General features: G+C 42.4%; 11 protein-coding genes and 1 pseudogene. 5 read left to right on the forward strand and 7 right to left on the reverse strand.

The window, feature by feature from the left end:
• Positions 1-110: 110 nt before the first annotated feature.
• A pseudogene (locus tag NO992_RS00890) lies at positions 111-469 on the forward strand (transposase); the annotation flags it as partial.
• A gap of 49 nt (positions 470-518) precedes the next feature.
• Positions 519-950, forward strand: a complete 432-nt coding sequence (locus tag NO992_RS00895; RefSeq protein WP_371373562.1) for a nuclear transport factor 2 family protein — start codon at positions 519-521, stop codon at positions 948-950.
• A gap of 68 nt (positions 951-1018) precedes the next feature.
• Here NO992_RS00895 and NO992_RS00900 read toward each other — a convergent pair whose 3' ends face one another.
• The 5 genes from NO992_RS00900 to NO992_RS00920 all read right to left on the reverse strand — a co-directional run bounded on the left by NO992_RS00900 (position 1019) and on the right by NO992_RS00920 (position 7777).
• A complete protein-coding gene (locus NO992_RS00900; RefSeq protein WP_371373565.1) occupies positions 1019-2215 on the reverse strand; it encodes an alpha/beta hydrolase-fold protein in 1197 nt (398 codons plus the stop codon).
• Positions 2216-2457: 242 nt separating this feature from the next.
• Positions 2458-4251: a hypothetical protein gene (locus NO992_RS00905; RefSeq protein ID WP_371373569.1), complete on the reverse strand. Its 1794-nt coding sequence runs from the start codon at positions 4249-4251 to the stop codon at positions 2458-2460.
• 130 nt (positions 4252-4381) lie between these two features.
• The gene (locus NO992_RS00910) at positions 4382-5278 is read right to left on the reverse strand and encodes a helix-turn-helix domain-containing protein (protein WP_371373572.1); all 897 of its coding nucleotides are present in this window, start codon (positions 5276-5278) and stop codon (positions 4382-4384) included.
• Positions 5279-5523: 245 nt separating this feature from the next.
• Positions 5524-6807, reverse strand: coding sequence for a DEAD/DEAH box helicase (locus tag NO992_RS00915; protein ID WP_017216738.1), 1284 nt, complete (start codon positions 6805-6807; stop codon positions 5524-5526).
• Between the two features lie 55 nt (positions 6808-6862).
• Complete coding sequence (locus NO992_RS00920) at positions 6863-7777, reverse strand: dihydrodipicolinate synthase family protein (RefSeq protein ID WP_017216737.1); 915 nt, start codon at positions 7775-7777, stop codon at positions 6863-6865.
• A gap of 174 nt (positions 7778-7951) precedes the next feature.
• On the opposite strand from NO992_RS00920, the gene NO992_RS00925 reads away from it, so the two are divergent.
• Positions 7952-8605, forward strand: coding sequence for a DUF6058 family natural product biosynthesis protein (locus NO992_RS00925; protein ID WP_017216736.1), 654 nt, complete (start codon positions 7952-7954; stop codon positions 8603-8605).
• Between the two features lie 46 nt (positions 8606-8651).
• Here the strand turns inward: NO992_RS00925 and NO992_RS00930 are convergent, their stop codons facing one another.
• The gene (locus NO992_RS00930; protein ID WP_010373062.1) at positions 8652-8906 is read right to left on the reverse strand and encodes a hypothetical protein; all 255 of its coding nucleotides are present in this window, start codon (positions 8904-8906) and stop codon (positions 8652-8654) included.
• A gap of 457 nt (positions 8907-9363) precedes the next feature.
• Here NO992_RS00930 and NO992_RS00935 point away from each other — a divergent pair, with 457 nt between their 5' ends.
• Together NO992_RS00935 and ykgO are read left to right on the forward strand one after the other, a co-directional pair.
• Positions 9364-9621: a type B 50S ribosomal protein L31 gene (locus tag NO992_RS00935; RefSeq protein ID WP_010373063.1), complete on the forward strand. Its 258-nt coding sequence runs from the start codon at positions 9364-9366 to the stop codon at positions 9619-9621.
• Positions 9622-9626: 5 nt separating this feature from the next.
• Positions 9627-9767: a type B 50S ribosomal protein L36 gene (gene ykgO / locus NO992_RS00940; RefSeq protein ID WP_010373066.1), complete on the forward strand. Its 141-nt coding sequence runs from the start codon at positions 9627-9629 to the stop codon at positions 9765-9767.
• Positions 9768-9824: 57 nt separating this feature from the next.
• Here the strand turns inward: ykgO and NO992_RS00945 are convergent, their stop codons facing one another.
• Positions 9825-11900, reverse strand: coding sequence for a basic secretory protein-like protein (locus tag NO992_RS00945; protein ID WP_371373578.1), 2076 nt, complete (start codon positions 11898-11900; stop codon positions 9825-9827).
• Positions 11901-11911 lie beyond the last annotated feature (11 nt).

Raw genomic sequence — 11911 nt, forward strand, 5'->3', positions numbered from 1 at the left:
ATCCCTCGTGAATTTTGTAATTTAAACCAGACATCCACCACTAATTTGCCCTCTCCAAAGATGCCGTCTAAGCTTTAGTTCTGCACTCAAAGGATTGAGGAAACCACACTATAGCGGCGGCCCGCAAAAAACAAATCAGTTTAATCGACACCAAATACTACCACTGTACCTCCCGCGACGTAAGGCACACCTTTCTGTGCGATGAGGATAAGTTTACTGGAAAATTATACGAGCACCGTTGTGATTGGGTTGAAGAAAAATTACTAATGTTAGAAGCTGTGTTTTGTATTGATATCTGTGCTTATGCCATGATGAGTTTGTTTTATATGTTGATGATAAAAAGGCTAAGCGTCTGTCGGATGAAGCGATTATGATACGATGGCAGAAGTTGTTTAAAGGCAATTGGATAAGCCAAAAATTTATTAAAGATGAGCTAATCAGTAAGTCGGAGCAATTGATACTCAATAAACATGACCCCAAATAAAGAGTTAAAAAACAATAAATTAAGGAGAATCATAATGAAAGTTCGATATGCACTGCTGCCACTCATGATGGTTTCAAGTCTTTGCTCCGCAGATACACTGAGCGACAAGGTCAACGCTTACTTCATCGCACAAGAAGCCGTTGAACACCAATATTCAAAAGAGTCTGATGTTACCCACCTACTTACGCTCTTAACGCCAGACGCCTCATTCGAGCACCCTCGCTTTAATGCCGTATTATCAAAAGAAGAATACAAAAAAGGCCTACTCAACTATCTAGGCCAATACGGAAAATGTGATATCCAGATAACAAACATCATTGAAGGCCTTAATGCGGTGACCGTTGAGTATCTACACCCTTGTGTTGACCAGCAAGGCAACACGGATGAAAAAGAAAATAAGCAAAAGCTTATGACACTGTTTGAGTTTAGCGGCGAAAAAATAAAGCGTATTCGCCACTATTTCTAAGTGCCATTAAATATCCAAAAAATAGACCACATCGATTACCTAAGTGGTCTATTTACGCATTTTAATTATCACTCACCAAGTAATTTAGTTAGCCGCTCTTTACGAGCAACAAAGACATCGTAGCCACCATCACCCTTCGATGACAATGCCAGCGCTTTGTTTACTTGCTCTAAAGATGCTTGGTATTGTTTGTCGGTTTCATAGCCATATGCTAAGCCGTTGTAGGCATCTGCATTATTTGGATAGCGTGAAACGCCAAACTGAAACAACTTAATTGCTTCTTCCACGTTACCCATACTTACATAGTAATAGCCAAGCTCTCTGATCACGGCTTCCTGTGGTTCAAAAACCTCGCCATATTGAGCTGATAGTTGTTGATAATACTTAGTAATAGAGCTCAATTCACCAGTATAAGCACGCGCAGGCATTTGGGTTGGCAAAAATAGCTTTTGATACGCACTAAAAATACCAGCTGCAGACACAAGGCCATGAGGAACATTGTCGTAGGCCTCACTGAAAAAGCGCAAATCAAGTGGTTGATTCTCTTCTAAAAAGTGCGCCATATCGTCATATCTTTCGCGCATCACACCGCCTTCCTCACCAATTGTAATATATAGAAAGTTATCTAACCGTTTCGTTTTGGAAATAAACGCTTTAGTACTCTTTGCCGTCGCGCCAAAGTTCCACCATATCGCTGGACTATAAGCAATATGCGCTTGAAATAGCTCAGGCTTTGCCTGCAAAGCATAAAGAGCAAAAGTACCCGCTGCAGATGCACCTGCAATGACTTTAAAATCATGAGTGCGGTAGGTCTGGTTCACATAAGGAATAAGTTCAGTCTCGATAAACTCTAAAAACTTGGGTGCCCCTCCGCCAATATCCATAGGTCCTGCTGGCTCTTTATTCTTAGTTGGATAAAGATCTCTTAACCTGTCTGTATTTTCAATCGCAACAATAATAACTTCAGGTGCCGCAGAAACGTTTGCTCCTTGCAAACGCTCAAGTACTGCGGTCATCAACGGAAGGTTGCCTTTACCATCAAGGCGATAAATAACAGGGTATTTTTTATTGGAGTTGGTGTGATAATTTTTGGGTAGTTGAATTGTAAAAGTTCTCTTTTCATCAAGCACTTTTGACATCAAGGTTTTTGTTTGTTGCTCATATTCTTGTTTTGTCTTTTCTTCGGACTCTGCCATCGCAGCTACCGAAAAGAAAGCCGCTAAAGTCACAGCAAACAAGCACTGAACTGCCTTACCAATTCTCATTATTATTATTCCATTTAGTTGATTTCACTAACAAAGCTAGCATAATGGTTCAGGAATTGATAGCACCCCATGTCCCTCTTGTTGCTAGCTTACTTTTTAGATAGTCAGCGCATACACTTAAACAGAGAAATACAGCAAAGCGGCAATCACAAAGAAAACGACAATAACGCTGCTGCAGTTATCATTTATGCCACTTCCTTTTTATGATTTTACCTAAAAAATGCGCTCAACTAACGCGATGGTTACTTAACCAAACCATCGACGTTTTTATCTAAGACACTATAAATGGCTTTCATAGCGGGATCGACACCATTGAAGTAGCGTGTAGAGTCCGGCAATACCGGCATGTGAGGTGCAATCCAAATACGGTGGTCTTCTGCGCGAGAAGTTTGATGAAACTGCGACGAAACGAGTCCAAACACCCCACTGAACGGTAAACGGAACCTTCCAGCTTCACCAATATGGTTTGGCCGAGAACCACTTGGCTCTCCAACCAATATGGCATTGGTAAAACTATCAATATTGGTTAAGAGGTTTTGCGCTGCTGAAAAGGTATTACGTCCCATCACTACAAATAACTTGCCTTCTGGCTTTGCCGCTTCAAAATAAATAAGTGCCTTTAGTAATGGTGGTAAGATGGATCCATTGCCGCCACTATTGTGTCGTAAATCCAGCACCAAGTGATTTACTTCACCGTCTTTTATTGTCTCTATTAACTCCGCACTAAATTGCGCTAGCGACTGCGTTTTCATCTGTGCAACGGCATTAAACTGTGCGTACAAAACCCCGTTGCTTTTATCCACTTCGTACCAGTAAGGTTTGGTCACATTTTGTAGATACTGTGGGCTTTTTTGATGATTTCCTGGCAAAGTCGGAAAGCCGCGAAATTCAAATGTTCGACCTCTAAGGCGAATGGTCTTTTGCATATTCTGTGCATTTTCTAACGTGATAGACGCCTCATTTGACGCATCGCTTAACTCTAGTCCTGCGAGTACTTCGGGCATGGCGAGATAATAAGGCGCAAGCCAAAGCTGCTGCATTTCATTATCTCGCGGATTAATCTCAGCAACTTTCGCCATTGCTTCTGCGGTTGGTGTTTGTCCAAAGGCTGTGACTTTATAGCCGATTAAATCACTAAACTCAGCTTCAGCATCAGCATCAACAATGTAAAGGCCATCGATAAAGGCATAAAACTGCACTGGCAAACGAGTGAAATTCCCTTTTTCTCCGAAAGTCGGCACGATAAAATTATGCCCGTTACCAAGCGTGCCTATCATTTTCATCATACCGAAGACAATTTGCTGATCAGTTAACTTGGGTATATCTGAGCGCAAATTATTTGCCAACGCAATTAAATCAGGGTTGTTACTTGCCTGCTCGTTAACATGCAACCGCTTAATTTCTGAGAGTAAGAAATCTAAATCCGCATTCCACTGCTGCTCTCGGTTGAGCGAAGTGTCTTTATAGTTACCTGTAAGACGCTGAAATTGCTCATTATCTTTAATGGAGTCGAAAACACTTCTAGTTGCTAAGCTACTGCGTTCGCCGTACCGCGCTGACAAAGACTTACTCAGCCACTCATTAGCTTCATTCACTTTACCCTGTGCGGCATACGCGCCTGCAATTTTTATCATAATGTCATTCGAGGGGCGCGAACCGGTAGGAATATTAGTTAGGTTTACACCCAGTGACAATGCCTTTTTCAGCGCAATGATAGCTTGCTCATAATGCGTTAATTGTATTTGCGTTAATCCCAATAGATACCAAGTGTCTCCGTCATCTTGATACGACTTAGTGAGCTTTTGCAATTGTGGTAACGCCTGTTGCCAATTTTTGCTCCGTACCAACGCGAGTGCGTTGATCCGTGTATTTAGGTAATCTACAGGGGATTTAACAGTTAGTTGCTGTGCAACATGCGCTTGTTCGCTCGTGGATGTCAGCACCCGAATAGGTTCAGCCTTCGCAGGCTGCGCGATAAACAAACTACTAAAAGTCAGGCAAGTGGCCACATGAGTGAGAAAACTTGAATACATCATCTTTATCCTTGTTATCGATTTAACCCCAGATTACCTATAACGACTTTATATGGCGTGCAATATCAGGATTTTGTACTTCTACGACTTTAAAAAACATTCAGAACAAAGTCTAAGCAATTGCTTAATATACTTATATTAATTTTAAAAATTGAGTTGGAGTGTAACCCGTTTGCTTTTTAAAAACACTGTTAAACGAGGATTTTGAGTTAAACCCAGCATTCATTGCGAGTGCTAATAAGTTGGGGGTTGCTTGCTTTTCGCACTGTAGTTGCTGTTTTACCTCATCGACCCGCAGGCTATTGATATACTCATTAAAGTTATAACCACCACAAGTATTGATGGCCCAAGAGATATCCTTTACCCCAAGTCCAATAATCTCAGCAACATCGTGAATAGTCAGTCGTGGCTGACGATATAAATAGTGCTGCATAATCGTGTTATGAATTGCATTGAATATCTCGGTTGGATCTTCTGCCTGTTTACCCATCTCATTGAACGTTATTTCTTGGGCTTGCGTTATCGAATCTTCGAGGTGTGGTTGATTGTGTACTTTGACAACCAGATAAAGATTAATTGCAAGTAACCAAACTAAGTCAATAAAATACCAGAGTGCTTTCGTGGTGATGTCGTTGTATGTTTGCATATTGAGCCTGACTAAATCCACCAAAGCAAAGAGCACAAACAAGACAACCGTTGTTCTGATCCACTGCAAATCGCGCGTGTTAACGTCCGCTCTGATCTCCGCTGATGCTCGCTGATAAAGGCCAACAAGCTGTACCGTAAAGGCAAAATAAATCAACTGACTGACAGTACCAAGCGCAATCAAAAGTTGGGTGTACTCCGTAAATGGAAGCGCCAGCAAAACAGGTAGGAAATGTATTAACCTTCGCTCTTGCTTATCCCGATTAGCATGCAGTAGATTTTTAAACAGAAAATAGACTAAAGGCCCAGTAGCTAGGGTGAATACAGGCGTGATAAGTAAATAGCTTCTAACCCCTAACGCTTCTTCAGCAAAATTGGTTGCCATCAGCACACATTGAAATAACAAATAGATGACGAGCATTCGTGCGCGTGGTTGATTGGCAAAAATTAATATTGCGAGGAGATAAGCTCCAACAGAGACGAGTTGGATTATGTTAACTGGAACAATGTGAAATGACTGAAGCACAAGCCGTATTTTTATAATTATTTTTCGCTATTGTACGCCACATTGGCTAAAAACAACAACGCCAGCGTACTAGCTGGCGTTGTGAATAAAGCAAATAAACAATTTTACTTCTTCTTTTGCTGCTTACGTACATTTGCAATACGAGAGCGGTTTTTTAATCTTGCTTCTGCACTTGCTTGATTCGAAGGCTTATTCACCCGCGCCTTACGACGTTGATGCGCAGGTTTCTTCTGGATAGTTTCTACCAGTCTTTCACGGTTTGCTACTTCGTAGCCCGGCAGATAATAGCGTGAAATTTGCTGCTCAATTAACTGTTCAATATGAATAAGATCAGATTCTTCTTCACGGCTTACAAAGGTGATCGCATAACCAAACTGACCTGCGCGACCTGTTCTTCCAATGCGGTGAACATAATCTTCGGCAAGGTAAGGCACATCGTAGTTAACCACGCGTGGCAGGCCAACGATATCCAATCCGCGAGCTGCGACCTCGGTTGCAACCATAACGCGTACTTTACCTTCAGTGAATTCTCTTAAAGCGCGACGACGAGCGCCTTGAGTTTTGTCGCCATGACATACATTTGCATCTATACCATCAAGCTTTAGCTCTTCAACTAGCTTGTCTGCGGTTTCTTTCATATTGACGAACACCAGCACTTGTTGCCAATTTTTGGTCCCGATCAGCTCAGATAGTAACTCGCGCTTACGTTCTTCTTTAACTGGATAAACAACGTGGCGAACCGTGTCGGCTGTACTATTTTCTGGCGTCGCTTGGATTAACTTAGGGTGATCCAACACTTGTTTCGCGAACTGCTTCATTGCAGACGGGAAAGTTGCAGAAAACAACAATAGCTGCTTTTGCTTATCCACCAGCTCAATGATTTTTTGCATATCGGTGATAAAGCCCATGTCTAACATGCGGTCGGCTTCGTCTAACACTAAGTGTTTAACGTTACTCAACGTGACATTACCTAAGCGGATATGGTCTAACAAGCGTCCAGGGGTCGCTACTAAAATATCCACGCCCTGCTTTAAGCGCTCAGCTTGGCCATTGGCGTTAACCCCACCAAACAGTGCCTGCACTTTTAAGTCTGTGTACTTTGCAAATGTCGCACAGTTGTTGGCGATCTGCTCGGCAAGCTCACGCGTTGGCGCCAAAATCAACGCTCTTGGCGTCGACTGTGCTTCAGCCTCAAGCAATTTTTGGATGATAGGTAATGCAAAAGCTGCGGTTTTCCCAGTTCCAGTTTGCGCTGTTGCGAGCACATCACTACCTTGACGGACAGCTGGGATAGCCGCCTGTTGAATTGGCGTTAATGTATGAAAATTGATGTCTTGCAGCGCATCTAAAAGAGGCTGTGCGAAACTAAATGAAGAAAACGTTGCCATAATAACCTACGACCGAGTCAAAAACGGTCGCAGATTATAAATGACAAACCGACTTTTAACAAAACTTAAGCAAGGTTTCGTCAATTAATTTTGGTGTCGAGCCGACAAAGTCACTTTCTTTTAACTGAGAGAGGAGTTCAATTCCCTCTTTTTGTTGAGCTTGCGACAGTGGCACATAAGGTAATCTAAATACCGGTTTGACCGCACCGGTCATAATCAAAGCCGAATTGATAGCGATTGGATTTGGTTCGCAGAAGAGCCAGTTCATTAACGGTTGTAGTGACTGGTTTAGTTCTGGGCTCGGTGTATCCATTAATTGTCTAAATAAACCCGGAATGATGTTTGAAGCAACAGAAATAACGCCATGAGATTGGCTGTTATGACGGCTATCGTGGGCTTGATCATCGTTACCTGACCAACACGCAATGCCTTTCGCTTCATAGTGCGCGATACGCTCATCACCCGCACATTCTTTCATACCAACAAAATGCTTGTGGCTGGCCAGCGGCTCTATGATATCAGGCGTAATATCTTGTCCCGTTCTGCCGGGGACGTTGTAAATAAAGCCCGGACCGATTTCCAAGACTTCTTTCAAGTGTGCCTTCACACCCGTAATTGAGGTTTTACCATAATACGGATTTATTTGTAGTGCACAGTGCATACCCGATGCAAACCCATATTCAGTCGCTTTTTTTGCTTCTCTGGTGTTATTGCTGCCAGTGTTACCAACAATGAGCAATTTATCACCAAATTTATTCGCAGAATGGGCAATGAGCATTAAGTGCTCTTCCCAATTCATCAGTTGGCCTTCACCTGTGGTGCCACCGACAACAATACCATCGACACCGCCTGCTATTTGCGCTTCGACTAGCTTGTCGTAAGTATCTAAGTCAATTTCACCCGCCATTGTGTAAGGGGTTTTAATAGCGGTAATTAAGCTTGCTTTTTTTATTGATTGGATCTGATGCATGGTCTTTCTATTACTCTTCCAGTTGACAGCCATTTTTACCATAAATCTGACTGAGATCCGACCCATAAACCTGAGTAAATCGGTTAAATCTAACGAAATTTAACTTTAGTGCTTGTTATTTGCGTAAAGATCCAGCAAAATCCAAAGCACTGTATATTTATCCAGTTTAATTTTATGGGACTGACACATTTTCTAAATACGCACTTTTATACCACTTTAGAGCTGAGCAGCAGCTTAAAGATACCTGAAGAACAGCTCTTAGAATGGCAACAAATGAGCCTATTCCCAAATCCGAGTTATAGTATTCAAAATCAAATTAAGTGTAGTTCGTACTTTGGCCTGTACGAATGTGAAGAATATACTGATTTTTATGCCCGAGGCCTACTAAATTGGGGGCAACTGTTACTTAAACATAAAGTAGATCAATCAAGTAGTGCATTTGAGTTATTTCAACAGCGTTACTGTGAAGCACTTGCGAAATGTATTGAAAAAGGCTTTTACACCGAAGATCCAAGCTTTAGTGATGACCTTACAGAGCACGTACAACAAGTTTGGCAACAGTTTTTATGTGGCAAGTATGGGGTGATCAGCCAAAATGGTCTCGTAGAGGAAGCGCTTTATATCGATCTAGGCCGCGCGATTATCGACGACATTACAGAAGCAAGAACCGCCAGCAGCATTGCCCCAGAGCAGCGTAGTCAAGTACACAGCGCCATGAAGCTACTAAATAAAGCATTGGCAGCCAATACTCAAGCTGAGCAAACAGAGTCGCTACGCACTCGATACATTGACCAATTGATTAGTAAGTACGACTTATCAATCAAATAATCTGCCGTCTGGCGCACAACCGTTTCGCCAGACAATCTATGCGTATTTATATTTGCTGTTCTATGTGCGCACGAATTATCTCAAATGCTTTTAAGACCTTTAACTGATCTTTACATAAGCTGTCGTACCAAGCATCGAACAGTTCATCATCTTGCTCACTGAGCGTTTGATACTGTGCCAGTAGTGTCACTATGTCACTATGTGTGCAAGAGAGTGTGTCTAATTCTTGCTGTAACGCGCTGTCATCGCTGCTGTGAAGCTTAGCTAAAATTGAGTTATCTAACTCAGCATGTTTATCCATAATAAATGCTCTATATCTGTATTGCGTTGGCGAACAAAGTACCTTCGCGAACGTACTAGGTTTTAATTATTTGCTAGGCCTCTCTCATTTAGTGAAGGTTATTAACCGTTAAGCCAGCCTCAATTGGATCTCACTCTTTTATCTCATATCTATCAAACCAAAAGGCTTACATCGATAGCTATATTCCAAAAAAGTCTATTCGCTACTATTCCGGTTAGGTGTCAACACCAATATGACTACTTGAGAAACTATCTAGAACTAGTTATATCAGGCAATTTTAAGGAAAGTAAGCCCCTTTTAATCAACTGCTCAAGATGCATTCAGTTTAGTTCCGCATGCGTCGACAAATTAGCCGTATCGCACTAAATAGCGGCAACGACAAATTAGTTGTTGAGAATAGTTTTTATTTGATTTATATTGATACAATATAACAACACATTATCTAGGAGTCGTTGTCGTGAAACCCAATATCCACCCTGATTATCAACTTGTTGCCTTCCATGATACATCGGTTGATAAGTACTTTATTGTCGGTTCAACCATAAAATCAGACAGAACCGTTGAACTAGATGGTAAGACTTACCCTTACTTCCCAATTGACGTCTCTAGTGCGTCCCACCCTTTCTACACAGGTAAACAGAAGTTGGTGGCAAGTGATGGTCGAGTTGCGCAATTTAACCGTCGCTTTAAAAACCTTGCGACTAAAAAAGGATAAACCAGATGAAAGTACTAAGCTCACTAAAAAGCGCTAAAAATAGACCGGGATGCCAAGTGGTAAAAAGACGCGGTCGGGTTTACGTAATCTGTAAATCTAATCCGAGATTTAAAGCGGTTCAAGGTAAAAAGAAGAAGAAACGTTAAAAGTCACAATAAGTACGTTTTAAAAAGGTGGGCATTGCCCACCTTTTAACTAAAAGGCTAGTCTTTTGCTTCCCACAATGAGAATTCGCCTAGCTGAATTAGGCGTCCGCTAGCACCGCCAATTCCACCGCCTTCACGGGTATGCTCAAGTTCCAAACGATACTGGGTATACGCATTTGGACTCTCGATAGCAAAGCTATAGTATTCTATTGTATTCGGTAGTTCGTTAAACTGTTGAGTATCTAGCGTAATCCAATTCGTACCGTCATTTGAACCCTGTAGCTGCCACGCATTAGGAAAGCGATGAGGGTTGTCTCCCGCTGTCGCTAATGAGTAGTATTTTGCTGTTTTAGCGCTGTCAAACACATAGTTAACCTGGGCCTTATCAACCTGTTTTATCGGCAACAAGTCAGGCGCATATTGTGCAAGCCAAGCAGGGGCTTCCAACACCACATTAAATTTAGAGGTAATATTTCTATCATTAAGCTTATCTGCCCCCTCATTAAAAGGCACAAGTGCAGTTCCGTTTGTTGTTACCTGAGTGCTAGTGGGCGCAAAGTTCTGATAGCCAAGTGGTACTGGTGGTAACTTACCGACGCTTGCAAGGTAGACTTGATACTCTTCAAATACCGCATCAATCCCACGTTGTTCACCAAATATAGATTTAAAAGCGGTGTCTAAACTCCACGCATCAAGTGTTTTTGCTGCCGCATTAAACTTGCGGATAAAATCGGTGTTACGGTGACTGTTTTCTACCCACTCAAAGAAGAATGCTGTTTGATCGTAAGCATCAACATTGTAGTGTTCCATCCAGCGAACTCCACCGCGTCTATGCTCTAAGTAACCAGCATCTATTCGAATAAAGTTAGCTAGCGCTTCAAGATAGGTGTGATAATCCGTGCCCGGACGATATTCACCTTCAGCCGGAACATTATTGTAGCCATGAGTCAGCTCATGCCACAGCACGCCAATGACTTCGTTACGGATAGCCTCATCTCCAAGACCCTCTAGATTGGCGATGTGCTTAACATCAAACCTAAGCTCCATAAATTTGCCTTCACCGGCCTTTGAAGCCGGCGCATCAAAGTCTCCGGTAATAAAAGTAACGTGCTCAAAAACGTTGATTTCGGTTACATTATTAAATAAGCGCTTGGCAATCTTCAAAGAAATCTCATGAATAAGGGCATTTAGATCTGGTACCGCACGTTCAAGCGCCAGCTGTCCAGGGTGCTCTGGTAGTTCCTTTTTCACTTCAATCACAGGCTCTGGAAACCCTGCCCATGGCGAGACTGGATCCCACACACGGATAAAGTCTTGCTGAACTAATGTCGCTTCCCCTTTGTCGTTACTCGCAACCAGTGTAATGGTTTTTGGCCCTAAAGCTTCAAACTTAACCAATGGGCTTTGCTCTGTACTTGTCGCAGGAATACCACCTTCAAACGTCCACTGCCAGTGAGTCGGGTTAACTAACGACTCATCTCTAAAAACAATATACTCAGAGACTTCTGGAGTCGTGTTTGTTGCATTAAATGCGACGATAGGAATATCCGATACCGTTTTGATTTCGAGTTCCGCTAGTTGCGTAATATCAGCACCATAGCTATCTGTACCACCATGTACTAAATCAAATTTGAAGTAGCGATACTTTTCGCCGCTTTCGGCCAATTCAAAATTGCGAGTCAGTCCTCGAGCAGAGAATATTTCTCCCGCTCTTGAGTCCAGCTCAATCCAATCTGATTTATCATTTGAGCCGTATACTACCCACTGTTTTGGATCTCGGTTCGCTTCATCGTTTGCTGACGTAAAGCTATATTCTCTAAGTTCAATCTCTGTCGCGGCTTTAAACACTACAGTGACGTTTGGCGCAAAAGCGAGGAATTTTGTGCTCGTGTTAGCGTCGATAAGTTTGTCGACACTTTCACCTGCAGGCGAGGCCTGTACACCATCCGCTAAAATAGCCTCAATCTCAACCCCAGTATCTGAAGTGATATTACGCAATGCGCCAGTGTCGGGCTGCCCGGATGATTGAGTTTGTTCAGGCTTATCACGTTCAACAAATTCAGAACCATCATTACAGCCTATTAGTGTCGCAGCGACGGCCATTGCCACCGCTGATAGCATTAATTTTCTCATTTCGTTACCCT

Source organism: Pseudoalteromonas sp. DY56-GL79 (assembly GCF_041414765.1).
Taxonomy (GTDB): Bacteria; Pseudomonadota; Gammaproteobacteria; order Enterobacterales; family Alteromonadaceae; genus Pseudoalteromonas; species Pseudoalteromonas piscicida.

What these genes read in the sequence shown, in the direction of transcription:
- NO992_RS00925 (WP_017216736.1), top strand. Translation starts at nt 7,952, where the DNA reads ATGGGACTGACACATTTTCTAAATACGCACTTTTATACCACTTTAGAG.
- ykgO (WP_010373066.1), top strand. Translation starts at nt 9,627, where the DNA reads ATGAAAGTACTAAGCTCACTAAAAAGCGCTAAAAATAGACCGGGATGC.
- NO992_RS00915 (WP_017216738.1), bottom strand. Translation starts at nt 6,807, where the DNA reads ATGGCAACGTTTTCTTCATTTAGTTTCGCACAGCCTCTTTTAGATGCG.
- NO992_RS00920 (WP_017216737.1), bottom strand. Translation starts at nt 7,777, where the DNA reads ATGCATCAGATCCAATCAATAAAAAAAGCAAGCTTAATTACCGCTATT.
- NO992_RS00895 (WP_371373562.1), top strand. Translation starts at nt 519, where the DNA reads ATGAAAGTTCGATATGCACTGCTGCCACTCATGATGGTTTCAAGTCTT.
- NO992_RS00945 (WP_371373578.1), bottom strand. Translation starts at nt 11,900, where the DNA reads ATGAGAAAATTAATGCTATCAGCGGTGGCAATGGCCGTCGCTGCGACA.
- NO992_RS00905 (WP_371373569.1), bottom strand. Translation starts at nt 4,251, where the DNA reads ATGATGTATTCAAGTTTTCTCACTCATGTGGCCACTTGCCTGACTTTT.
- NO992_RS00930 (WP_010373062.1), bottom strand. Translation starts at nt 8,906, where the DNA reads ATGGATAAACATGCTGAGTTAGATAACTCAATTTTAGCTAAGCTTCAC.
- NO992_RS00900 (WP_371373565.1), bottom strand. Translation starts at nt 2,215, where the DNA reads ATGAGAATTGGTAAGGCAGTTCAGTGCTTGTTTGCTGTGACTTTAGCG.
- NO992_RS00910 (WP_371373572.1), bottom strand. Translation starts at nt 5,278, where the DNA reads ATGGCAACCAATTTTGCTGAAGAAGCGTTAGGGGTTAGAAGCTATTTA.